Source organism: Streptomyces sp. NPDC041205 (genome assembly GCF_055591765.1).
On the sequence record NZ_JBVIZH010000002.1, the window covers coordinates 433,736 to 457,308 of the forward strand.

The 23,573-nt window shown below is 71.5% G+C and carries 20 protein-coding genes and 1 pseudogene; 10 read left to right on the forward strand and 11 right to left on the reverse strand.

Translation table 11 applies throughout. The annotated features are described in order from the left end of the window. Positions 1-40 precede the first annotated feature (40 nt). From glxA to ACZ6BG_RS08885, 7 genes and pseudogenes are all read right to left on the reverse strand, one after another. Positions 41-2,020: a radical copper oxidase GlxA gene (gene glxA / locus ACZ6BG_RS08855; protein WP_468998796.1), complete on the reverse strand. Its 1,980-nt coding sequence runs from the start codon at positions 2,018-2,020 to the stop codon at positions 41-43. Positions 2,021-2,024: 4 nt separating this feature from the next. Continuing rightward, positions 2,025-3,827, reverse strand: a complete 1,803-nt coding sequence (locus tag ACZ6BG_RS08860; protein ID WP_469000156.1) for a glycosyltransferase family 2 protein — start codon at positions 3,825-3,827, stop codon at positions 2,025-2,027. Between the two features lie 399 nt (positions 3,828-4,226). Beyond that, positions 4,227-4,871: a TetR/AcrR family transcriptional regulator gene (locus tag ACZ6BG_RS08865; protein ID WP_468998798.1), complete on the reverse strand. Its 645-nt coding sequence runs from the start codon at positions 4,869-4,871 to the stop codon at positions 4,227-4,229. After that, positions 4,868-5,548: a DUF4166 domain-containing protein gene (locus ACZ6BG_RS08870; RefSeq protein WP_468998800.1), complete on the reverse strand. Its 681-nt coding sequence runs from the start codon at positions 5,546-5,548 to the stop codon at positions 4,868-4,870. The genes ACZ6BG_RS08865 and ACZ6BG_RS08870 overlap by 4 nt, the downstream gene beginning before the upstream one ends. A 215-nt stretch (positions 5,549-5,763) precedes the next feature. Beyond that, positions 5,764-6,504 (reverse strand): annotated as a pseudogene (locus ACZ6BG_RS08875) (hypothetical protein); the annotation flags it as partial. Positions 6,505-6,724: 220 nt separating this feature from the next. Then, on the reverse strand, positions 6,725-7,018 hold the full coding sequence (locus ACZ6BG_RS08880; RefSeq protein ID WP_087885865.1) for an MTH1187 family thiamine-binding protein: 294 nt from the start codon (positions 7,016-7,018) through the stop codon (positions 6,725-6,727). Then, positions 7,015-7,359 (reverse strand): DUF3817 domain-containing protein, encoded by a 345-nt coding sequence (locus tag ACZ6BG_RS08885; protein WP_468998802.1) that lies wholly within the window; start codon positions 7,357-7,359, stop codon positions 7,015-7,017. Before ACZ6BG_RS08885 ends, ACZ6BG_RS08880 begins: the two co-directional genes overlap by 4 nt. Before the next feature lie 154 nt (positions 7,360-7,513). Between ACZ6BG_RS08885 and ACZ6BG_RS08890 the strand changes: the two genes are divergently transcribed. The 4 genes from ACZ6BG_RS08890 (at position 7,514) to ACZ6BG_RS08905 (ending at position 10,211) form a co-directional block, all read left to right on the forward strand. Further along, the gene (locus ACZ6BG_RS08890) at positions 7,514-8,152 is read left to right on the forward strand and encodes an AIM24 family protein (RefSeq protein WP_468998804.1); all 639 of its coding nucleotides are present in this window, start codon (positions 7,514-7,516) and stop codon (positions 8,150-8,152) included. Beyond that, positions 8,152-8,802, forward strand: a complete 651-nt coding sequence (locus ACZ6BG_RS08895; protein ID WP_468452382.1) for an AIM24 family protein — start codon at positions 8,152-8,154, stop codon at positions 8,800-8,802. The genes ACZ6BG_RS08890 and ACZ6BG_RS08895 overlap by 1 nt, the downstream gene beginning before the upstream one ends. Continuing rightward, a complete protein-coding gene (locus ACZ6BG_RS08900; RefSeq protein ID WP_468998806.1) occupies positions 8,799-9,617 on the forward strand; it encodes an AIM24 family protein in 819 nt (272 codons plus the stop codon). Before ACZ6BG_RS08895 ends, ACZ6BG_RS08900 begins: the two co-directional genes overlap by 4 nt. Positions 9,618-9,734: 117 nt before the next feature. Further along, positions 9,735-10,211, forward strand: a complete 477-nt coding sequence (locus ACZ6BG_RS08905) for a MarR family winged helix-turn-helix transcriptional regulator (RefSeq protein ID WP_468998810.1) — start codon at positions 9,735-9,737, stop codon at positions 10,209-10,211. A gap of 130 nt (positions 10,212-10,341) precedes the next feature. Here the strand turns inward: ACZ6BG_RS08905 and ACZ6BG_RS08910 are convergent, their stop codons facing one another. Both ACZ6BG_RS08910 and ACZ6BG_RS08915 read right to left on the reverse strand, forming a co-directional pair. Further along, entirely contained in the window at positions 10,342-11,910 is a 1,569-nt protein-coding gene (locus tag ACZ6BG_RS08910) for a sensor histidine kinase (protein ID WP_468998814.1), read from the reverse strand. Then, positions 11,907-12,587: a response regulator transcription factor gene (locus ACZ6BG_RS08915; RefSeq protein ID WP_468998817.1), complete on the reverse strand. Its 681-nt coding sequence runs from the start codon at positions 12,585-12,587 to the stop codon at positions 11,907-11,909. Before ACZ6BG_RS08915 ends, ACZ6BG_RS08910 begins: the two co-directional genes overlap by 4 nt. A gap of 134 nt (positions 12,588-12,721) precedes the next feature. On the opposite strand from ACZ6BG_RS08915, the gene ACZ6BG_RS08920 reads away from it, so the two are divergent. Further along, positions 12,722-13,519, forward strand: a complete 798-nt coding sequence (locus tag ACZ6BG_RS08920) for a PepSY domain-containing protein (protein ID WP_468998819.1) — start codon at positions 12,722-12,724, stop codon at positions 13,517-13,519. Positions 13,520-13,617: 98 nt separating this feature from the next. Here the strand turns inward: ACZ6BG_RS08920 and meaB are convergent, their stop codons facing one another. Both meaB and ACZ6BG_RS08930 read right to left on the reverse strand, forming a co-directional pair. Continuing rightward, positions 13,618-14,574 (reverse strand): methylmalonyl Co-A mutase-associated GTPase MeaB, encoded by a 957-nt coding sequence (gene meaB / locus ACZ6BG_RS08925; protein WP_468481175.1) that lies wholly within the window; start codon positions 14,572-14,574, stop codon positions 13,618-13,620. 66 nt (positions 14,575-14,640) lie between these two features. Beyond that, complete coding sequence (locus ACZ6BG_RS08930) at positions 14,641-15,843, reverse strand: acetyl-CoA C-acetyltransferase (RefSeq protein ID WP_468998821.1); 1,203 nt, start codon at positions 15,841-15,843, stop codon at positions 14,641-14,643. A 147-nt stretch (positions 15,844-15,990) separates the two neighbouring features. On the opposite strand from ACZ6BG_RS08930, the gene mce reads away from it, so the two are divergent. The 5 genes from mce to ACZ6BG_RS08955 all read left to right on the forward strand — a co-directional run bounded on the left by mce (position 15,991) and on the right by ACZ6BG_RS08955 (position 23,567). Further along, positions 15,991-16,431, forward strand: coding sequence for a methylmalonyl-CoA epimerase (mce, locus tag ACZ6BG_RS08935; RefSeq protein ID WP_468998824.1), 441 nt, complete (start codon positions 15,991-15,993; stop codon positions 16,429-16,431). A gap of 249 nt (positions 16,432-16,680) precedes the next feature. Further along, positions 16,681-20,565, forward strand: coding sequence for a polarized growth protein Scy (gene scy / locus ACZ6BG_RS08940; RefSeq protein ID WP_468998826.1), 3,885 nt, complete (start codon positions 16,681-16,683; stop codon positions 20,563-20,565). 183 nt (positions 20,566-20,748) lie between these two features. Further along, positions 20,749-21,684 (forward strand): cellulose-binding protein, encoded by a 936-nt coding sequence (locus ACZ6BG_RS08945; protein ID WP_468452396.1) that lies wholly within the window; start codon positions 20,749-20,751, stop codon positions 21,682-21,684. An 89-nt stretch (positions 21,685-21,773) separates the two neighbouring features. Beyond that, positions 21,774-22,793 carry an ABC transporter ATP-binding protein gene (locus tag ACZ6BG_RS08950; protein WP_468998829.1) on the forward strand — a complete coding sequence of 340 codons (1,020 nt, stop codon included), beginning with the start codon at positions 21,774-21,776 and terminating at the stop codon, positions 22,791-22,793. Between the two features lie 3 nt (positions 22,794-22,796). Continuing rightward, positions 22,797-23,567 carry an ABC transporter permease gene (locus ACZ6BG_RS08955; protein WP_468998831.1) on the forward strand — a complete coding sequence of 257 codons (771 nt, stop codon included), beginning with the start codon at positions 22,797-22,799 and terminating at the stop codon, positions 23,565-23,567. Positions 23,568-23,573 lie beyond the last annotated feature (6 nt).

Genomic DNA, 23,573 nt, shown 5'->3' on the forward strand with positions numbered 1-23,573 from the left:
GCGGGACACCCGGCCCCCGGCCTCACCACACGTGCGCCCGCTACTTCACGTGCACCCACTTCGCCTCCGACGACGCCCCGGCCGCGTCCGTCACGAACAGCATGTACCAGCCGGGCGGCACCAGCGCCGCGTCCTCGCGGGGCACGTCCACCGTCACCGAGCCCGGCCCCTTGGTGAGCCCGAGCGCGATCGAGCGCTGCTCCACGTCGGTGGTGTGCGTGACGGCGCTCGGCCGCATGAGCCGGGCCGACACCAGCTTCTCCGGGTGCGCGGTGCGGAAGGTCGCGCGGCCGTCGGCGGGCAGCACGGCGGGTCCGGCGCCGAGCACGGGCCGGTTCTTGCCGGACTTGTGCAGGGACGGCGGCGTGAAGATCTCCATGCGCTGCTCGAAGTGGCCGAGCTTGGTGTTCTGCTCGTTGTCGAAGAGCGGGTCGGAGCCGAAGGTGGCGACGCGCCCGTCGGGCAGGAGCAGCGCCTCGGAGTGGTAGTTGCGGCCGACCTTGGGATCGGCGGCGGCGCGGAAGGCGCCCCGGCCCGCGTCGCCCTTCGGGTCGTAGAACTGGGCCTTGAGGATGTTGCTGCCGCTGCGGCCGCGGTAGTCGGACGAGCCGTTGGTGGTGAACACCGAGTCGTCCGGCATCAGGACGCTGTTCAGGTAGCGCGTGCCCTGGGGCAGTTCGGGCCCGGTCCTGAAGGCGGGGTTGTCCTGCTTCAGGTCGATGACGGCGGTGCGCTTGGTGGCCTTCTTGGACTCGCCGACCCCGCCGCCGCCGAGGATCATCACCTTCTGGTCCTGGGCGGGCGGGAGCAGGACGGACCCGGACGTCTCGGTCTGGTCGAGGTCGGTGAGGCCGGGCACCTTCTCGAACTTGTTGGTCTTCAGGTCCCACAGGCCGGGCGCGCGGCCCTTCTTCGCGGGCCCGTAACCGGCGTTGGATGCGGGGTAGAAGAGCTTGCCGCCCTTGGTGAGGAACAGCGCCGGGTAGGTGGGGAAGTACCGCTTGGGCCCATCGGTCCACTTCTTCGTCTTCGGGTCGTAGATCTCGTTGTCGCCGGGGTCGATGACGCCGACGTCGTCGAGCCCGGACACGGCGAGCACCCGGCCGTCCTCCAGGCCGACCAGGGTGGGGTACCAGCGGGCCTTGTCCATCGGTTCCACGGCGATGTACTTCTCCGCCACCGGGTCGAACTCGTAGGCGGCCCTGATGCCTTGGAAGTCCTGCTTGTCCATGGTGAGCTTCTCGGCGATGCCGTACGTGTTGTCGGCCTCCTTGCCGGTCAGCCCCTCGATCTCGTACTGCGCGGACTTCTCCGTGACCGCGGAGGCGCCCTCGCGGACGGCCTCCACGAAGACCCGGGCCTCGCTCGCGACGACCTTCGTCTTCCAGGGCTGCATCGCGCCGGACTTGGAGTACGTGATCTCGAAGTCCCGTTCGGCCTTGGGGACCGTCACGTCGAACCGGCTGACGTACTCGACGCCGGACGGCGAGCGGAACTTGGTGCCCTTCTTCAGGACGACGGGCTTGTCCGGGTTCTCGTTCTTGACCCGCATGCCGCCGCCGGCCCGCTCCACCTCGCCGTCGAGGAGTTCGTAGCGCGCGGTGCCGCCCGCGACCAGGAGGCGGCCGTCGGGGAGCTGGGCGTGGCCCGAGCAGAAGAAGTCCTCGGGCGTCTCGATCTTCTTGAAGGTGTTCTTCTCCGGGTCCCACAGCACGGTGTCGAAGGACCCGGCGTCGAACTTCTCCTGCTCGTTCCCGGACCCGGCGACGATCAGGACCTTCCCGGTGTGCAGGAGGGCGGCGTGGATGGCGTTGGTGCGGAACTCCTCGGGGATGCCGACCTGCTGCCACGACCCGTACTTCTTCATGTAGCCAGGCCGGGAGATCTTGTACGCGTGGTACTTCTCCTCGGCGAAGGAGACGGCGGCGGGGGCGTTGAGGCCGATGAGCACGGCGCCCGCGCCCACGCCGAAGACGATCTTCTTGGTGCGCTTGGAGAACTCGGGGGGCCGAAGGGGCATGGCGTCAGTTACCTCCAGTCGTCGTGCCGGTGGCGAAGGCGGGCTCCGGCTCGCCGTCGGCGTCCGCGCCGCTGTCCTGCCGCCGCCGGGCCGCGGCGGCCCTGCGGGCCCGCTGCTCCCGCACGGTGGTGAAGGACCACACCGCGACCGGCGCCAGTGAGATGGCCATGGCGAGCACCGCCCAGGTCCGCATCGCGACGTGGGTGTGGTCGAGCACGAACGACGCGACGAGCGAGCTGGCGAGCACCACGGCCCAGAACAGGTGGATGCGGAAGGTGAGGAGCCGGTCGGGGGTGGCACCGCTGCCCTTGGGGGTGACGACGAAGCGGCACGGGCGGCGCAGCGCGGCGGCGCCGAGCGACTTGGCGTAGATGGGCGCGGACAGCGCGGACATCGCCATCCCGGCCAGGCCGCCGGAACCCTCGGGTTCGTGCGGCGAGACGTTGTGGCGCCGGTTCCACAGGTAGAGCCCGATCTGCAGGGCGGCGGCGTCGCTGTAGAGCATCAGCCACACGGAGGCGGCGACCTGGGTGCCGGAGGCCCCGAACCACAGGAACAGCACGCAGCTGAGGATGCCGAGCAGCCAGTTGACGGCCGTCATCGGGTAGTAGACGAGCATCAGCGTGTACGAGAAGAGGCGACCGGGCGGCATCGTGAACGGCGCCTTCCAGTACTGCTTGATCAGCGTCTCGTACGTGCCGCGCGACCAGCGCATCTGCTGGGTGAAGAAGTCCGTCCAGGAGGCCGGGCCCTCGCCCACGGCGAGCACGTCCGGGGTGTACACCGACCGCCAGTGCCGTCCGGTGACCGGGTTCTTGTGCCGGTGCAGCTCGAAGCCGGTGGCCATGTCCTCGGTGATCGAGTCGTGGAGGCCGCCGACCTGGCGCAGGGCGGCGATGCGCACGACGTTGTTGGTGCCGACGAACATGGGCGCCCGGTAGCGGTTGCCGGCCCGCTGGATCAGGGCGTGGAAGAGGAACTGCTGGGACTCGGCCGCCTTGGTGACGGGTGAGACGTAGTTCCCGTACACCTGCGGGCCCACGACGAACGCCACGTCCGGGTCGCGGAAGAAGCCCATCATCCGCTCCAGGAAGTTCGGCAGCGGTACGTGGTCGGTGTCCACGGAGGCGAAGAAGTCGTAGTCGCCGCCGTGCATGGCCAGCCAGGCGTTGTAGTTGCCGTGCTTGGTGCGGGTCTTGTGGGGGCCCTTCTTGCGGTTCCACTCCGCGACGCCGAGGCGGGTGAAGTGGCGTACGCCCAGTTCCTCGCAGAGCGCCTTGGCCTGGTCGTCGTCGCCCTCGTCGAGCAGCCAGACGTCGAGCGGTCCGGTGTGGTGTATCCGCACGGCGCCCTCGAGGGTGGCGCGGACCATCGCGAGCGGTTCCTTGCCCGGTACGTACGTGGTGAGGAAGGCGACGCGGGTGCCCTCCTCGGGCAGGACCGGCACGGGGTCGCGGGCGACCATCGTGGCGTGCGCGATCGACACCACGTTGACCAGCATGAACAGCTCGATCAGGCCGATCGCGACGAGCATCGTCACATCCAGGCCGACCAGCCAGCGGTCGCCGCCCTCACGTTCCGTCCAGTGGGTGGGCCAGACGAGGTACACGAGCAGGGCGCCGGTCAGGAGGGGGGCCAGCGTCATCAGCAGGAGGGCGCGTATTCGGTGGGGCTCGCGGGCGAGGAGCGGCCGGTACTGCACCCGGTATCCGGCGTGGCCGGTGCCGGTGCCGGCGCCGCCCTCCGGCTCGGTGAGCGGTCCGGCGAGCCGGCTGTGGGTGTCGTAGTCGTAGCCCTCCGGCCGCACAGCGCCCTCCAGGTGATCGAACAAGCCGATACCCACACAAAAGTGGAGATTTGTCGGCGTGTCGAACGGGGCGCGTCCGTGCGAGCGGTTTTACCCTGCGGATCGCTTGAGGACGGGGGGGCGGCCCGGGCCCCGGGGCGGGGGCGCTGTCCGGCGCTCCGCGCCGGGATCCCTCCCACCCGCCCACCCGTTTCCACTGGTCCGCGGGCTTCAGGCCGCCTGTGCCACTTGCGCCCGCCCGGCGTCCGTCCCACCCCTGTGGCCAACGGCCACTGCCCGTCCCACCTCTGTGGGCGGCTGGGCCGCCCGGAGGGCGACGGGGGCACCCCCTGCTCGAGCGAAGCCGAGAGCTTGGGGGGGGTGGGCACAGCCCAGTCCCACGGCGCCGTGACGGCGGCGTCAGGGGCGTGTCGCGCGGCGCAGGCGGTGGCGGACCGCGCGTTGGGCGACGGGGCCCAGCTCGTCCAGGGCGGCGACCAGCGCGCCCAGTTGCTCCAGGGCGTCCAACGCCCGCAGAGCCCCGTCCCGGTCAACCCCTTCGTACAGCTCGATCCCGACGAACGACGCCGCGACGGCCCGCGCGAGCCCGACGGGATCGGCGAACTCCCCGAGCGGCGTCGAGCCGAGGACGCGCACGAGGACCTTCTCGACCTCGACCACCCACAGGGAAAGCCCCGCGGCCGTCGCGGCGGCAAGCCGAGGCTGCGTCTGCGCCCCGGCGAGCAACTGCCCGAGCACCGCCACATGCCCCGCGTCCCGCTCCTCCTCGTGCATCTCCCGCCCGAAGGCGAGCAGCTCCCCGAGCGAGGAGATCCCGGCAAGCCGCTCCCGATAGCGGCCGACCCGCTGCTCCGTCGCGTACCGGCACGCCTCGGAGAGCAACTCGTCGACCGACCCGAAGTGGTAGAAGACGAGCGCCTGGTTCACCCCGGCGGCAGCCGCCACGCTCCGCGCCGACGTCTTGGCGATCCCCTGCTCGGTGAGCGTCCGCACGGCCCCTTCGAGGAGCTTCTCCCGCGTCCCGGGCCCCGACTGCGGACTCACGCGCGCACCTCCTCGCGCACGGGCCGCAGCCCGTCCCGCACCCCGCACTCCCGCACGTCGCGGTACGCCGCCGCGAACGAGCCCTCGTACCCGAACAGCGGCCCGAAGTACCGGTTCACGACCCGCACCCGGATCCGGAAGCGCCCGGAGCGGTCGTCGTACGACTCGCGCACCTCCGCGTCGCCCCCGATGACCTCGGGCACGGGCACGTCCACCGGCCCCTCCCGGAACCGGTGCGCCCCGGACCGGATGACCAGCGACCCGTCGGGCCGCGCGGAGAAGTGCAGGTCGCTGGCGAGGTGTTGATGGGTGCCCAGGTAGTCGAGCACCCGGTCGCCACGGGGGCCGAGGACCATCTGGGCGTCGAAGCGCCGGGCCCGGCCGGGCAGTTGGAAGGTACGCACGAAGGTCACCGTCTCACGGCCGAAGGAGTCGGCGTACGGCACGTTCTCGATGGTGAAGGGGATGTTCCGGCCCGCGCGCGGGACGAGGATGTTGCGGGTCGCGCCGACCGCGAGGAACGGCTTCACGAAGCTGCCCCCGTGCCAGATCCGGTCCATCACGCCCTGCCCGAAGCACGCCTCGCCGCTGTCGAGCCCCACGGAGAAGCGCCGTTGGAGCGCCGGGTGCAGCCGCTCGAAGTCGGCGCCCATCACGGTGCGGAAGATCGAGGTCATGCGGGCTGCTCCGTTCGGGCGGGGGGTGAGGTGAGGGCTCTTGAGGTGTCCAGGGCGTCTTCGGCGTCGAGGGTGGTGTCCGAGGCGCCTGTGGTTTCTGGGGTGTCTGGTGTACCTGGAGTGTCTGGCGTACCTGGAGTGTCTGGTGTGTTTGAGATGCCTGAGGTGTCTGAGGTGTTCGGGGCATCTGGGGTTCCTGAGATGCCCGAGGCGTTCAGGGCGTTCAGGAGCCGTGGCGCACGCGCGCGTGCCGGGGGCGTGCGCCTGCAGCGCCGCGCCGCCGGAGTCGTCGGCAGCGGCGGTACGAGGCACACCGGCACCGCCGCGGCAGCGGCGGCGACGACGGCCACAAGGGCGGCCATCGGCCCCGTCGCCGCGGTGACCGACCCGACGAGCACCCCCGCCCCGGTGACGGCCAGCGCCCGCACGACCGCCTCCGCCACACCGTGGACCAGGGCCCGCCGGGGACCGATCCCCCGCTCCAGCCACAGCCGCAGCCGGTCGAAGGACCACGCCGTCGCCCAGCCCATCAGCGGCCGCAGCGCGAAGCGGTCGACGAGCGCCCCCGGCCGTCCCCAGCGCGCCCGGTAGTCGTAGCCGGTGAGGAAGCGGACACCGTCGTCGGTCGGTACGTAGCGCCAGTAGCCGCTGCCCTCGGCGAGGAGGGAGAGCGGATGCGGCGAGGCGAACCGGAGCGCCGAGGTCCGGGTCCCGTCGGGGCGGCGCTTCTCGCCCGCGCTGACGCCGGTCCCTGCGACGGCGAGGAAGGGCAGGACGCGCGTCGCGTACCGGAAGCGCCGCGGCTCGTCGGGGGCGGCGGGCAGGTAGTCGATCTCCGTGAAGCGCAGGTCCCAGCGCTGGTGGGACGCGGGCTCCTGCGTGCGCTCCCACAGCGCGTCGAGGTCGGCACGGATCAGCGCCTCGACGTACAGACTCGACGGACTCCCGTACCCCATGGCAAACCTCCAGGCAGACCCGCGTTTGAGCGACTGCTCAAATCACCTGGGCGGCAATCTACAGCGAGTTTGAGCAGTCGCTCAAGTTCCGGTCCGGTGACCCCGCCGTGGAGGCGTCGCCCCGCGCGGGCATGCGAAAGCCCCCGCCGGGTCTCCCCTGGCGGGGGCTCGTGCGCGGCCGGAGTTCCGGCGCGGCTCAGCAGCGGTCACCCGACGGCGGTCACGCCGACAGATGGCGCTCCACTGTCTCGACCTTGGAGGTCATCCCGTCGGTCACGCCCGGACGGATGTCGGCCTTGAGGACGACGGAGACACGCGGTGCCCGCGCCTCGACGGCGGCGACGGCGCGCTTGACGACGTCCATCACCTCGTCCCACTCGCCCTCGATCGAGGTGAACATCGCGTCGGTCCGGTTGGGCAGCCCGGACTCGCGGACGACGCGGACGGCGTCGGCCACGTACTCGCCCACGTCCTCGCCGACGCCGAGCGGCGTCACGGAGAAGGCGACGATCATGCGTTCACGACCCCTTCGCGGCGGGCGCGCGAGGCCATGACGGCGGCCTCCGCCTCGCCCTTCAGCTTGCGGTCGGCGAAGAAGCCGCCGGTGGGCAGCACGGAGAGGACGAAGTAGAGGATGCCCGTCTTGGCGTCCCACTTGGTGCGGTTCCAGGCGTCGAGCCAGAACAGGACGTACAGGATGAACAGCAGGCCGTGGATCATGCCCATCGCCGGTACGGCGTTGAAGTCCGTGGTCCGCTTCAGCACCGAGCAGACGATGAGCAGCAGGAAGGACACGGCCTCGGGAATGGAGACCAGGCGGAGGCGGCGGAGTGCGGAGGCGGTCTTGATGTCCACGGGTCACCTTCGGGGCGGGGGCGGCGTCGATCTTGTGAACGGATGCACAAGCGCCCCCCATTGTGGCATCAGGGACTCCTCGGGGAGTTTCCGGGGTGCGGTCAGGGTCGGTGGCCCTGTCGCCGGGGCCCGCGCTGCGGATACCTTCGCCTTCGTGGCTACGTTCCGATTGCAGGGCAGCAGAATGCTCGCCGTCGACATGACAGGCGACGCCGTCAAGGCAAAGAACGGCTCGATGGTCGCCTACGACGGCACGATGATCTTCAAGAAGCTGACGGGGGGCGGTGAGGGCATCCGCGGCATGGTGACGCGGCGCCTCACCAATGAGCAGATGACAGTGATGGAGGTGAAGGGGCACGGCACGTGCTGGTTCGCCGACCACGCGACGGAGATCAGCCTGGTCGGGCTCCAGGGCGACAAGCTCTATGTGGAGTCGAGCAATCTCCTGTGCACCGAGGCGAGCCTGCGCACGGGCACGACGTTCACGGGCCTGCGCGGCGCGACGCAGGGCAACGGCATCTTCACCACCACGGTCGAGGGCACGGGCCAGGCGGCCCTGATCTCGGACGGCCCGGCGGTGCTCCTGCGGGTCACGAAGCAGCACCCCCTCCATGTGGACCCGGGGGCGTACGTGGCGCACCAGGGCAATCTCAAGCAGAGCTTCCAGTCGGGCGTGACCTTCCGCACGCTCATGGGAGAGGGCGGCGGCGAGGCCTTCCAGATCCGCTTCGAGGGCGAGGGCCTCGTCTACGTCCAGGCCAGTGAGCGCAACACGATCGCGGGAGACGTGTGATGCCGTTCCGTGAGGTCAACGCGAAGATGGTCGAGGCGACCGTCCAGCCGGGCACCAAGATGTTCAGCCAGCGCGGCGCCATGCTCGCCTACAAGGGCGATGTCTCCTTCACACCCAACGTGGGCGGCGGGCAGGGCGGCCTGATGTCCATGATCGGGCGCAGGCTCGCCAACGAGTCGGTCCCGCTGATGACGGTGGAGGGCAGCGGCACGGTCATGTTCGGGCACGGCGGCCACCATGTGCATGTGATCAGCCTGACCGGCGACACGATGTACGTGGAGGCGGACCGCCTGCTCGCCTTCGACGGCACGCTCCAGCAGGGCACGATGTTCCTCGGCTCGCAGGGCGGCGTCCTCGGCATGGTGCGCGGCCAGGTCTCGGGCCAGGGGCTGTTCACGACGACCCTGAAGGGCCATGGCGCGGTCGCCGTGATGGCGCACGGCGGCGTCGTGGAGCTGCCGATCACGCCCCAGCGCCCGGTGCACGTCGACCCCCAGTCGTACGTGGCGCACCACGGAGACGTGCGCAACAAGCTGTCCACGGCGCTCAGCTGGCGCGACATGGTGGGCCGCGGCTCGGGCGAGGGCTTCCAACTGGAGCTCAGCGGCAACGGCGTGGTGTACGTCCAGGCATCGGAGGAGAAGCTGTGAGCACGCCCGTGATCTTCGACCCGATGACGCTGCCGAGCGACGACAACGTCAACGCGTACACCTTCTGCGTGGAGCTGACGGGCAGCCAGTGGTTCCTGCAGAAGGGGAAGATGATCGCCTACTACGGGCGCATCGACTTCAACGGCATCGGGCACGGCCGCCTCGACCGGCTCGTGCGGACGTCCTTCCACTCGCCGCTGCACGCCAGCGACTGGGTGGTGGCCGAGGGCGAGGGCAAGATGCTGCTCGCCGACCGCGCCTTCGATGTGAACTCGTACGACCTCGAGGACGGCAACCTCACCATCCGCGCGGGCAACCTCCTCGCTTTTCAGCCAACTCTCGCGCTGAAGCAGTCCATTGTCCCCGGTTTTCTCACCCTGATCGGGACCGGCAAGTTCGTGGCGGTGTCGAGCGGTCCCGTGGTGTTCATGGAGCCGCCGATCCGGGTGGACCCGCAGGCGCTCGTCGGCTGGGCGGACTGCCCCTCGCCCTGCCATCACTACGACCACCAGTACATGACCGGCGTGATCGGCGGCCTGCGGGCCCTCACCGGGATCGGCGGCACCTCCGGAGAGGAGCACCAGTTCGAGTTCGTGGGCGCGGGCACGGTGCTGCTGCAGTCCTCGGAGGCACTGATGGCGGAGACGGCGACGGGCGCGGTGCCCCAGCAGGACGGAGTGCCGGGCGGAGGGGGCGGTCAGGGCGCCCAGGGCTCGTCGGGGCAGCGGGGGCAACATGGCCAACGTGGACAGCAGCCGCAGGGACCGCGCCTTCCCGGACAACTAGGGGACCTCCAGCGTCGCTTCGGCCTGTGAGCGGTAGTCTGCGGAGTGTGACGGCGAACGCCTGTGCCCCTCGAAATCCGAGGGGTGCGAGGCGTGTCACACCCCGACACTCGTTCACCATTCAACTTCTTAGGTAGAATCGATTCCATGGAGACCGAGACGGCCCCGCAGTGGCTGACCGACGAGGAACAGTGCGCCTGGCGCACCCACGTGGAGGTCAACAGGATGCTGACGTACCAGCTGGAAAAGGATCTCCAGCCGTTCAACCTCACCATGAACGACTACGACATCCTCGTACATCTCTCCGAGTCCGAAGACCACAGGATGCGTATGAGCGACCTCGCGGCCGCCACCCTGCAGTCCAAGAGCCGGCTCTCCCACCAGATCACCCGCATGGAGAACGCGGGCCTGGTCCGCCGGGAGAACTGCGAGTCCGACCGGCGCGGCCTCTTCACCGTGCTCACCGACGAGGGCATGGACACCATGAAGCGCGTCGCACCGCACCATGTCGCCTCCGTGCGGCAGCACTTCGTCGACCTGATCTCACCCGAGGCGCTCGCCGACCTCCACAAGGCGCTGACGCCGATCGCGGAACACCTGCGCGGACTGCGCGGCAAGCCATAACGCTGTCGCTGTGCCGTAGCGGGGGCAGGGCGGGCGAACCCCGCCGCTTCAGCGCTTCGCTGGAGGCGCACTGTCAAGCTGCGGGCCGCCAGTGGCTGGTCGCGCAGTTCCCCGTGCCCCTTCGGGACGCTCACGTACCGCGAGGCTCGGCGACCGGCAGGCGCAGCACGAAGACCGCTCCCCCACCCGGGGCGCCGTCGACCGTGAGCGTCCCGCCATGGCGCGCGGCCACATCGCGGGCGATGGCGAGACCGAGACCCGCGCCTCCCTCATCACGGCTGCGCGCGTCGTCGAGCCGTACGAACCGCTCAAAGATCCGTTCCCGCTCCTCCCGCGGCACTCCGTCGCCGTCGTCCGCCACCTCAAGCACGGCCCAGACCCCGTCGGCCCGGGTGGTGACCGTGACCCGGGAGCGGGTGTGCCGCTGCGCGTTGGTCACGAGGTTGCCGAGCACCCGCGCCAACTGACCGCGGGAACCGGCCACTTCGACGCTCTTGAGGTCCGCCGTCACAGCCACCCGGTCCCCCGTGCGCTGCGACAGCTCCTCCCGGGCCAGGGCCGCCAGATCCACCCGGCCCTGGCCCGGCTTCTCACCGGCGTCGAGGCGGGCGAGCAGCAGCAGGTCGGCGGCCAGCTCCTGGAGGCGCACGGTGTCCTCGACGGCGCCGGGCACGTCGAGGAGGTCCGGGTGGGCGGCGCCCACCTCCAGTTGGGTGCGCAGCGAGGCGATGGGGCTGCGCAGTTCGTGGGAGGCGTCGGCGACGAAGCGGCGCTGGCGTTCCACCGACGTCTGGAGGGCCGCCAGGGTCTCGTTCGTGGTCCGGGCCAGGCGCGCGATCTCGTCGTGCGTGTCCGGCTCGGGCACCCGGCGCGCCAGGTCCTCGGACGCGGTGATCGCGGCCATCTCGGCGCGGATCGCGTCCACGGGCCTGAGCGCGCGGCGCGTGACCAGCCAGGTCACGCCCGCGATCACGGCGAGCAGCGCCGGAAAGCCGATCAGCATCGCGGTCAACGCGGTGTTCACGGCGCTCTGTTCCGCGGTCAGGGGGGCGCCGGCGTGGACGGTCAGCTCACCCTTCGACTCGGTGTCCACGCGCACCGCGGCGAAGCGGTAGTCCTGGGTCTCGCCGTCGACCCGCGCCGAGCCCTCGCTGGTGCGGGTCTTGTCGGAGATGGCACCGGCCGCGCGGGCCTCGTCGTTGTCGGCGGCGTCCTCCGCCGCGTCCTCGGCGGCTTCCCTCCGGTCCTCGGCGGCTTCGCTCTCGTCGTCGCTGTCGTCGCTGTCATCGGCGTCGTCGCCGGTGTCCGTGGGCTTCGGAGTGGGCTTCGCGCTGGGATTCGTGGAGGGCTTGGAGCTGGGCTCGGGCTTTCGCAGTCCCGGTTCGGGACGTACGGCGCTCACTCCCGTGCCCTTCACGAAGTCCAGCTCTTCGCTGGCCGCGAGGAGGCGGTCCTTCTCGTCCACGACCTGGACGGGGTTGTCCTCACCGTCCGGGAGCTCCAGCTTGTCGAAGGTGCCGAAGGCGAGCTGCGCCGCCACCTTGCGGGCGGCCGACTCGGCCTGCGCGTCGGCCTGGTCGACGAGGCTCGCGCGCAGCGACAGGAGCACGGCGGCGCCCGCAGCGACGAGGGCGAGCGCCACGACGAGGGTCGCGCCCACGGTCGCGCGGGCGCGCACGGAGCCGAACAGCCTCCTCATCGGGGGGCCTCCAGTCGGTATCCGGCGCCGCGGACGGTCTTGATGAGCGGGGCGCCGAGCTTGCGGCGCAGCGTGCTCACGTACACCTCGACGATGTTGGGGTCGCCCTCGTACGCGAAGTCCCAGACGTGCTCCAGGATGTCGGCCTTGGACACCACCTGGCCGGCGCGCACCACCAGTTGCTCCAGGACGGCGAACTCCTTCGTGGTGAGGGCGATCTCCGTGCCGGGCTCTCCCTCGCCGGCGCCGCGCAGCACACGCCGGGCGGCGGTGTCGATCCGCAGGTCGCCCAGGACGTGGACGGGCGAGGGGGACGCGGCGCGGCGGCGCAGCAGGGCCTTCACGCGGGCGACGAGGACGACGTACGAGAACGGCTTGGTCAGGTAGTCGTCGGCGCCGGTGTCCAGGCCCTCGGCCTCGTCGTACTCGCCGTCCTTCGCGGTGAGCATCAGGATCGGTACGTCATGGCCGGCGGCGCGCAGGGTCGAGCAGACGCGGTAGCCGTTCATGCCCGGGAGCATGATGTCCAGGATCAGCAGGTCGTACGAGCCCTCCGTGGCGCGGTGCAGGCCGTCCACGCCGTCGTGGACGACGTCGACCGCGTAGCCCTCGGCCGTCAGGCCCTTGGCCAGGGAGAGGGCAAGGCGCTTCTCGTCTTCCACGATCAACAGGCGCATGCGTTCAGGATGCCCGAGCCAACCTGAAGAGTTCTTCAGGCTCCTTCAGGAGGGCTTCAGGAACGTTCAGGCAACTTGGTTCTCGTCGGAACGGACGGCCCCGCAACGGGGCCAACCACTCGGGAGGAACCCTCATGAAGCGCAACATCGTCATCGCCACCGTCGTCGCCGCCACGCTCGTCGGGGGCGGCACCGCGACAGCCTTCGCGCTGGGCGGCGACGACGAGTCGTCCGCGGCCGGCAAGTCCAGTGTGCAGCTGAAGCACGACGACAGCCGGGTGAACGACGACCAGGACGCCGATGACGACGCCGAGGACCGTGCGGACGACGCCCAGGACCGCCGCGACGACGCTCGGGACGACCAGGACGACGACCGCGACGACGCTCGGGACGACGACCGGGACGACCGGGACGACGCCCGTGAGGACGCCCGTGAGGCGCAGGGCGACGAGGCCGAGAACGCCGCCGAGGCGAAGGGCGCGAAGGTCGACGCCGCCGAGGCCGCCGCCGCCGCGCTGAAGGAGACGCCCGGCACCGCCGTCTCCGTCGACCTCGACGACGAGAACGGCGGCCTGATCTGGGACGTCGACGTCCTCGGCAAGGACGGGCGCACCTGGCACAGCGTCCAGGTCGACCCGGGTACGGGCAAGGTCCTCGGCTCGCACGTCGAGCGAGACGATGACGGGGGCGCCGGGGACGACGCCGCGGAGGCCTCGCGGATCGCCGCCGCCCTCAAGGGCTCCTCGGTCACCGCGGGCGAGGCCGCGAAGGCCGCCGCCGCCAAGGGCAAGGTGACCTCCGTGGACATCGAGGACGACGGGGCCCGGGTGAACGTCTGGGACGTCGAGACCACGTCGGCCAACGGCACCGAGTCCCACTGGAACGTCGACCTCACCACCGGCAAGGTCACCGCCGACCGCTACGACGACTGACCTCTCCCGCCTGAGCCGCACCCCCCCAATGAGCCGGCCCCCGCCACAGCCCCCCGGTGGCGGGGGCTACCCCTGCACGGCCCCCGGCCGACCCGGCCTCAGCCCGACGTCAAGCCCTCCACCAGCGAATCCGCCGCCGCATAGGGATCCAGCTCGCCCGCCACGATCCGCTCGGCCAGCGCCCCCAACCGCACGTCCCCGTGCAGGTCGGCGATCCGCTCCCGCAGGGCGGTGACGGCGATCGCCTCGACCTCGCCCGCCGCGCGGGCGGCTCGGCGGGACGCGAGGACGCCCCGCTCCTCCATCCACGCCCGGTGCTTCTCCAGCGCCTCGACCAGCTCGTCGGTGCCCTCGCCCCGGGCGGCGACCGTCTTGACGATGGGGGGCCGCCAGTCCCCGGGGGAGCGGGATTCGCCGAGGCCCAGCATGTGGTTCAGCTCGCGCGCGGTCGCGTCCGCGCCGTCGCGGTCGGCCTTGTTGACCACGTACACATCGCCGATCTCCAGGATTCCGGCCTTCGCCGCCTGGATCCCGTCGCCCATGCCGGGCGCGAGGAGGACCACCGACGTGTCGGCCTGCGCGGCGATCTCGACCTCGGACTGCCCGACGCCGACCGTCTCCACGAGGATCACGTCGCAGCCGGCCGCGTCGAGCACGCGGATGGCCTGGGGGGCGGCCCAGGCGAGCCCGCCGAGGTGACCGCGGGTGGCCATGGAGCGGATGTAGACGCCGGGGTCGGAGGCGTGCTCCGACATCCGGACGCGGTCGCCGAGCAGCGCGCCGCCGGAGAACGGCGAGGACGGGTCGACGGCGAGCACCCCGACCCGCTTCCCGGCCCGCCGGTACGCGCTGACCAGCGCCGACGTGGACGTGGACTTGCCGACGCCGGGCGATCCGGTGAGCCCGACGACGTACGCGTGCCCGGCCAGCGGAGCCAGCGCCGCCATCACCTCGCGCAGTTGCGGCGACGCCCCCTCGACCAGCGAGATGAGCCGGGCCACGGCCCGCGGCCTGCCCTCGCGGGCCTGCGCCACCAGGGAGGGGACGTCCTGCATTGCGGCTCCGTTCCGTGCGTACGTATACGTCTGCGAGAAGGCGTCAGCGGTACCGAAGGACCGGCGTCAGCTCTTGGCCACCTTCAGGATGAGCGCGTCGCCCTGCCCACCGCCGCCGCACAGCGCCGCCGCGCCGACACCGCCGCCGCGCCGCTTCAGCTCCAGGGCCAGGTGCAGGACCAGGCGGGCGCCGGACATCCCGATCGGATGGCCGAGGGCAATGGCCCCGCCGTTGACGTTCACCTTTTCCGTGGACACCCCGAGGTCCTTCATTGACTGGACCGCGACGGCGGCGAAGGCCTCGTTGATCTCGATGAGGTCGAGGTCGTCGACGGTCAGGCCCTCCTTCTTCAGGGCGTGCCGGATGGCGTTCGACGGCTGCGACTGGAGGGAGTTGTCGGGGCCCGCGACATTGCCGTGCGCGCCGATCTCCGCGATCCAGGCGAGGCCGAGCTCCTGGGCCTTGGCCTTGCTCATCACGACGACGGCGGCGGCGCCGTCGGAGATCTGCGAGGCGGTGCCCGCGGTGATGGTGCCGTCCTTGGCGAAGGCGGGGCGCAGCTTGCCGAGCGACTCGGCGGTGGTCTCGGCGCGGATGCCCTCGTCGCGGGAGAAGAGGACCGGGTCGCCCTTGCGCTGCGGGACCTCGACGGGGGTGATCTCGGCGTCGAAGAGGCCGTTCTTCTGGGCGGCGGCGGCGCGCTGGTGGGAGAGGGCGCCGATCTCGTCCTGCGCGGGGCGGGCGATGCCGAGGCGGGTGTTGTGCTTCTCCGTGGACTCGCCCATGGCGATGTTCTCGAAGGGGTCGGTGAGGCCGTCGTGGGCCATCGCGTCGAGCATCTCGATGGCGCCGTACTTGTAGCCCTCGCGGGACTTGGGGAGCAGGTGCGGGGCGTTGGTCATGGACTCCTGGCCGCCGGCGACCACGATGTCGAACTCACCGGCGCGGATCAGCTGGTCGGCGAGGGCGATGGCGTCGAGGCCGGAGAGGCACACCTTGTTGACGGTGAGTGCGGGGACGTTCATGGGGATGCCCGCCTTGACGGCGGCCTGGCGCGCCGGGATCTGCCCCGCCCCGGCCTGCAGGACCTGCCCCATGATCACGTACTGCACCTGGTCGCCGCCGATGCCCGCCCGGTCGAGCGCCGCCTTGATCGCGAAGCCGCCGAGGTCCGCGCCGGAGAAGGACTTGAGCGAGCCGAGCAGACGCCCCATGGGCGTGCGCGCGCCCGCGACGATCACTGAGGTGGTTCCGGTCGTTCCAGACATGTGGCACGGCCCCTTCCAGCTGGGGAGCTGAGGAGAGTGAACGAGGGTTTACTCGAATGTACTGAGCGGTACGGCGCACGTCACCGGGCAACCGGTGTGATCGCGCGCACGTTGCGTAATCACGGTCGGGGGCGCTGCACTTGAGGCATGCTGACGCGAATCGACCACATCGGGATCGCCTGCCGGAACCTCGACGAGACCGTCGAGTTCTATCGTGCTACGTACGGTTTCGAGGTGTTCCACACCGAGGTCAACGAAGAGCAGGGCGTGCGCGAGGCCATGCTGAAGATCAACGAGACCTCGGACGGCGGCGCCTCCTACCTCCAGCTCCTGGAGCCCACGCGGGAGGACTCCGCCGTCGGCAAGTGGCTGGCCAAGAACGGCGAGGGCGTGCACCACATCGCCTTCGGCACGGCCGACGTCGACGACGACGCCGCGGCCATCAGGGACAAGGGCGTACGCGTGCTGTACGACCAGCCGCGCATCGGCTCCATGGGGTCCCGGATCACCTTCCTGCACCCCAAGGACTGCCACGGGGTCCTCACCGAACTCGTCACTTCCGCACCCGCCGAACAGCCGGAGCACTGACCCCCCGCATATCCGGGCCGGTAGGGTTGGGGGCGGCCGTCCGAACCTTGGGCGGTCGCTTGCCGGGGTCCGGGTTTCGGGGGACGAGCATCGGGGCAGCAGCCCGAGCTCCACTGTTGATCTGACACCATTCTCCGGGGGCCCCGTTCGGCGGATGGACGGGGCTCGTACGTCAGGGACATGAGACCAGGAGTCGGGTCTCCCCTGCTCGAGCGAAGCCGAGAGCTTGGGGAAGGATGGGACCGCGCAGTGCGGGGCTACGAGAGCCAGGACAGCCGACGACCGGCTGAGGCCGACCATCTCTCACGGTTCGAAGCCGAGATGGACCGGCTGAAGACCGAGCGGGAGAAGGCCGTCCAGCACGCCGAGGACCTCGGCTACCAGGTCGAGGTGTTGCGCGCCAAGCTGCACGAGGCGCGCCGCAACCTCGCGTCCCGGCCTGCCTACGACAGCGCCGACATCGGCTATCAGGCCGAGCAGCTCCTGCGGAACGCGCAGGCGCAGGCCGAGCAGTTGCGCGCCGACGCCGAGCGCGAGCTGCGCGAGGCCCGCGCCCAGACACAGCGCATCCTCCAGGAGCACGCCGAGCAGCAGGCCCGCCTGCAGTCGGAGCTGCACTCGGAGGCCGTGTCCCGGCGCCAGCAGCTCGACCAGGAGCTGAACGAGCGCCGCCAGACCGTCGAGTCGCACGTCAACGAGAACGTGGCGTGGGCCGAGCAGCTGCGCGCCCGCACCGAGCAGCAGGCCCGCCGCCTCCTCGACGAGTCGCGCGCCGAGGCCGACCAGGCCCTCGCCGCCGCCCGCGCCGAGGCCGAGCGCGTCGCCGAACAGGCCCGCCAGCGGCTCACCGCCGACGCCGAGAGCGCCCGCGCGGAAGCCGAAGCGATCCTGCGCCGGGCCCGCGCCGACGCCGAGCGCCTGCTCAACGCCGCCTCCACCCAGGCCCAGGAGGCCACCGAGCACGCCGAGGCGCTGCGCTCCTCCACCGCCACCGAGTCCGAGCAGGCCCGCCGCAAGACCGCCGAGCTGAGCCGCGGCGCCGAGCAGCGCATGGCGGAGGCCGAGACGGCGCTGCGCGAGGCGCGCGCGGAGGCCGACAAGGTCGTCGCCGAGGCCAAGGAGGCGGCGGCCAAGCAACTGGCGTCCGCCGAGGCCGCGGGCGAGCAGCGCACGCGCACGGCCAAGGAGCAGGTGGCCCGGCTCGTCGGCGAGGCCACCAAGGAGGCCGAGGCCGCGAAGGAGGCCGCCGAGCAGAAGGTCCAGGACGCCCGCGCCGAGGCCGAGAAGCTGATCGCGGACGCCGCGGAGAAGGCCCGTTCGATCACCGCCGAGGAGACGGCGTCGGAGATCGCGAAGGCCGCGCGGACCGCCGAGGAGGTCCTGGACAAGGCGTCCGAGGAGGCGAAGGCGACCACGCGCGCCGCCGCCGAGGAGGCCGAGCGGGTCCGCGCCGAGGCGGAGGCCGAGGCCGACCGGCTGCGCGGCGAGGCGCACGACATCGCCGAGCAGCTGAAGGGCGCGGCGAAGGACGACACCAAGGAGTACCGCGCCAAGACGGTCGAGCTCCAGGAGGAGGCGCGGCGGCTGCGCGGCGAGGCCGAGCAGTTGCGGGCCGACGCGGTCGCCGAGGGCGAGAAGATCCGCGGCGAGGCCCGGCGCGAGGCCGTCCAGCAGATCGAGGAGGCGGCGCGCTCCGCCGAGGAGCTGCTCGGCAAGGCCAAGGCCGACGCGGAGGAGGCCCGGCAGGCCGCGGCCACCGAGGCCGAGCGGGTCCGCACGGAGGCCATCGAGCGGGCCACGTCCCTGCGCAAGCAGGCCGAGGAGACCCTGGAGCGCACCCGCGCGGAGGCCGAGCGGCACCGCGCGGAAGCCGCCGAGCAGGCCGAGACGGTCAAGGCGGAGGCGCAGACCGCGGCGCAGTCGCTGCGCGAGGAGACCGAGCGCGCGGTCGCGGCCCGCAAGGCCGAGGCCGACACCGAGCTGGCCCGGCTGCAGACGGAGGCCGAGGAGCGCCTGGCCGCGGCCGAGCAGTCGCTGAGCGACGCCCGTGCCGAGTCCGAGCGGATCCGGCGCGAGGCCGCCGAGGAGACGGAGCGGTTGCGCACGGAGGCCGCCGAGCGGATCCGGGCGCTGCAGTCGCAGGCGGAGACGGAGGCCGAGCGGCTGCGCACGGAGGCCGCGGCGGACGCCTCGCAGGCGCGCGCCGAGGGCGAGTCGGTGGCGGTGCGGCTGCGTTCGGACGCGGCCGCCGAGGCGGAGCGGCTGAAGACCGAGGCGCAGGAGTCCGCGGACCGGGTGCGCGCGGAGGCCGCCGCGGCCGCCGAGCGGGTCGCCGCGGAGGCCGCCGAGGCCCTGTCGGCCGCGCAGGACGAGGCGGTCCGGCGCCGGCGCGAGGCCGAGGAGACCCTGGGCGCGGCGCGCACGGAGGCCGACCAGGAGCGGGAGCGGGCGCGCGAGCAGAGCGAGGAGCTGCTGGCGTCGGCGCGCAACCGCGTGGAGGAGGCCCAGGCCGAGGCGGTCCGCCTGGTCGAGGAGGCCGAGGCGCGGGCCGCGGAGCTGGTGTCGGCGGCCGAGCAGAAGGCCCAGTCGGTCCGGGACTCGGTGTCGGGGCTGCAGGAGCAGGCGCAGGAGGAGATCGCGGGCCTGCGGTCGGCGGCCGAGCACGCCGCGGAGCGCACCCGCACCGAGGCGCAGGAGGAGGCGGACCGCGTCCGCGCCGACGCGTACGCGGAGCGGGAGCGGGCCGGCGAGGACGCCAGTCGTACGCGCAGTGAGGCGGCGCGGGAGGCGGAGGCCGCCAAGGCGCTGGCCGAGCGCACGGTCGCGGAGGCGATCGCGGAGTCCGAGCAGATGCGTGCGGACGCGTCCGAGCACGCCCAACGGGTGCGCACGGAGGCGTCGGACACCATCGCGACGGCCGAGCAGGACGCCGCCCGCACGCGTGCCGACGCCCGCGACGACGCCAACCGCATCCGCAACGACGCGGCGAGCCAGGCCGACACCCTGATCGGCGAGGCGCGCAGCGAGGCCGAGCGGCTCACGGCGGAGACGATCGCCGAGACCGACCGGCTCAAGGCCGACACGGCCACCGAGGCCGAGCGGGTGCGGGCCGAGTCCGTCGCGAAGGCCGAGCAGCTGATCTCGGACGCCTCGGGCGACGCCGAGCGGCTGCGCGCGGAGGCCGCGGAGAACGTGGGCTCGGCGCAGCAGCAGGCCGAGCGGATCCGCGCCGAGTCCGCGCGCGTCAAGGAGGAGGCCGACGCCGAGGCCGAGCGGGTCACGGCCCAGGCCCGCGAGGAGGCCGAGCGCACTCTCGACGAGGCGCGCAAGGAGGCCAACAAGCGGCGCACGGAGGCCGCGGAGCAGGTCGACACGCTCATCACGGAGGCCGCGGCCGAGGCGGAGAAGCTGACGGCGGACGCCCAGGAGAAGGCGCTCAAGTCGGCGACGGACGCGGAGGCGCAGGCCGACACGATGGTCGGCGCGGCCCGCAAGGAGGCCGAGCGTCTGGTCGCCGAGGCCACCGTCGAGGGCAACTCGCTGGTGGAGAAGGCGCGTATGGACGCCGACGAGCTGCTCGTGGGGGCCCGCAGGGACGCGACGGCGATAAGGGAGCGCTCCGAGGAGCACCGCGACCGCATCACGTCGGAGATCGAGGAACTGCACGAGCGGGCCCGGCGCGAGTCGGCGGAGGCGATGAAGACCGCGGGCGAGCGCTGCGACGCGCTGGTCAAGGCCGCCGAGGAGCAGTTGGCGGAGGCCGAGGCGAAGGCCAAGGAGCTGGTCGCGGACGCCAATTCGGAGGCCAGTTCGGTGCGGATCGCCGCCGTGAAGAAGGCCGAGGGCCTGCTCAAGGAGGCCGGGACGAAGAAGGCCGAGCTGGTGCGCGAGGCCGAGCGGCTGCGCGACGAGGCGCGGACCGAGGCGGAGCGGATGGTCGACGAGGGCAAGCGGGAGCTCGAGGTCCTCGTGCGGCGCCGCGCGGACATCAATGCGGAGATTTCCCGTGTCCAGGACGTGCTCGAGGCGTTGGAATCCTTTGAGGCCCCGCAGACCGGGGGCAAGGACGGTGGCGTCAAGGCGGGGGCCGCTGCGGGTGCGACTCGTTCGGGTGGCAAGCCGTCAGAAGGCTAGCCACGGAGCCGGTTCCGTGCTCGGCGAGGACCTTCGGCACTGTCGCTGGCAAGCAGTCTGCCGGTTAGCCACTCAAAAGGGGTGTCATTCTCCAGATCAAACGGGCATACGCTCGATGACACGCCGCAACGCCCCCTAGGATTCCCTCTATCACCTCACCCGGTCTCATTCGACAGGAACCCCATGAGCGACACTTCCCCCTACGGCTTCGAGCTTGTGCGGCGTGGGTACGACCGCGCTCAGGTGGACGAACGTATCTCCAAGCTCGTCTCCGACCGAGACTCCGCTCTCACCCGTATCACTGCTCTGGAAAAGCGCATCGAGGAACTCCACCTCGAGACGCAGAACGCCCAGGCTCAGGTGGCCGACGCCGAGCCGTCGTACGCCGGTCTCGGTGCTCGCGTCGAGAAGATCCTCCGCCTCGCCGAGGAGGAGGCGAAGGACCTGCGCGAGGAGGCGCGGCGCGCCGCCGAGCAGCACCGTGAGCTCGCCGAGTCCGCCGCCCAGCAGGTGCGCAACGACGCCGAGTCGTTCGCCGCCGAGCGCAAGTCCAAGGCCGAGGACGAGGGCGTCCGCATCGTCGAGAAGGCCAAGGGCGAGGCGAGCGCGCTGCGCGCCGAGGCGCAGAAGGACGCGCAGTCCAAGCGCGAGGAGGCGGACGCCCTCTTCGAGGAGACCCGCGCCAAGGCCGCCCAGGCCGCGGCCGACTTCGAGACGAACCTCGCCAAGCGGCGGGAGCAGTCCGAGCGGGACCTGGCCTCGCGTCAGGCCAAGGCCGAGAAGCGCCTCGCGGAGATCGAGCACCGCGCGGAGCAGCTGCGCCTGGAGGCGGAGAAGCTGCGCACGGACGCCGAGCGCCGCGCCCGCCAGACCGTCGAGACGGCACAGCGCCAGGCCGAGGACATCGTCGCGGACGCGAACGCCAAGGCCGACCGGATCCGCAGCGAATCGGAGCGGGAGCTCGCGGCTCTCACCAACCGCCGCGACTCCATCAACGCCCAGCTGACGAACGTCCGCGAGATGCTCGCGACGCTCACCGGCGCGGCTGTCGCCGCCGCGGGCACGCCCACGGAGGACGAGCCGATCTCGCGGGGGGTCCCGGCCCAGCAGAGCCGCTGACGCGGAGAGCGCCAACACGGGGTGAACGACGACGGAGCCCCCTGCCACGCCAAGTGGCAGGGGGCTCCGTCCCGTTTTAGCGTGTGCGCATGATCGAGCTCGAGGGTCTGACCAAGCGGTACGGCGAGAAGGTCGCCGTCAACAACCTCACCTTCACCGTCCACCCGGGCACCGTCACGGGCTTCCTCGGGCCGAACGGCGCGGGCAAGTCGACGACGATGCGGATGATGCTGGGGCTCGACAACCCGACCGCGGGCGATGTGCGCATCGACGGCAAGCACTACGCCCAGCTGAAGGACCCGCTGAAGTACATCGGCGCGCTCCTCGACGCCAAGGCCATGCACGGCGGCCGCAGCGCCTTCAACCACCTGCTGTGTCTCGCGCAGTCCAACGGCATCCCGCGCGCCCGGGTCCATGAGGTCCTGGACACCGTCGGCCTGACCGCGGTCGCCAAGAAGAAGGCCAAGGGCTTCTCGCTCGGCATGGGCCAGCGCCTGGGCATCGCGGGCGCGCTGCTCGGCGACCCCGAGATCCTGATGTTCGACGAGCCGGTGAACGGGCTCGACCCCGAGGGCATCCACTGGATCCGCAACCTGATGAAGTCCCTCGCCGCCCAGGGCCGCACGGTCTTCGTCTCCTCGCACCTGATGAGCGAGATGGCGCTCACCGCCGAGCACCTCGTCGTGATCGGCCAGGGTCGGCTGCTCGCCGACACCTCCATGTCGGAGTTCATCCGGCAGAACTCGCGCTCCTACGTCCGGCTGCGCTCCCCGCAGCGCGAGCGGCTGCTCGACGTGCTGCACGAGGCGGGCATCACCGCCGTCGAGGCGGGCAACGGCAGCCTCGAAGTGGACGGCGCGGGCCCCGAACGGCTGGGGGAGCTGGCCGCGCAGCACCAGCTCGTCCTGCATGAACTCAGCCCGCAGCAGGCCTCGTTGGAGGAAGCGTTCATGCAGCTCACGGCCGAGTCGGTGGAGTACCACGCACACGCCGACCACCAGGGTCCCGGCGCCGCGGCCCCCGGCCCGACGCCACCTCCCGGCGGGACTCCCCCAGGCCCGGGGCAGGGCTGGGGCTCGGGCTGGCAGCAGCCGGGGAAGGGGAACTGAGCCATGGCCGCCACGCAGGTACTCAGGTCGGAGTGGACCAAGATCCGCTCGGTCGCCTCGACCGTCTGGACGCTCGGCCTCGCCGTCGTCGTCACGATCGCCCTCGGCATGCTGATCAGCGTCCTGTCCAAGAACGACTACGACAGCCTCAGCCGCGAGGACAAGATCACCTTCGATCCGACGTACATCAGCTTCGCCGGGATGTCGCTCGGCCAGCTCGCGATGATCGTCTTCGGTGTCCTGGTGGTCTCCAACGAGTACAACACCGGCATGATCCGCACCTCGCTCGCGGCGGTCCCGCAGCGCGGCACGTTCCTGTTCAGCAAGGTCACGGTCGCCGCGCTGCTCGCCTTCGTGGTCGGCGTCGCCACCAGCTTCGTCGCGTTCTTCCTCGGCCAGGCCATGCTCGGCGAGCACAGGGCTCACATCGGCGATCCGGGCGTGCTGCGGGCGGTCATCGGCGGCGGGCTCTACATGACGCTGATCGCGATGTTCTCGATGGGCGTCGCCGCGATGCTCCGCAGCCCGATGCTGTCCCTCGGCATCCTGATGCCGTTCTTCTTCCTGATCTCCAGCATCCTCGGCAATGTCTCGGCGACGAAGAAGATCGGCCGCTTCCTCCCCGACCAGGCCGGCAGCAAGATCATGCAGGTCAAAACCCCCTTCGACGACGACACCCCGTACGGCCCCTGGGGCGGCCTCGCCATCATGGTGGCGTGGACGGCCCTGGCCCTCCTCGGCGGCTACGCCCTACTGAAGAAGCGCGACGCCTGACCCGCG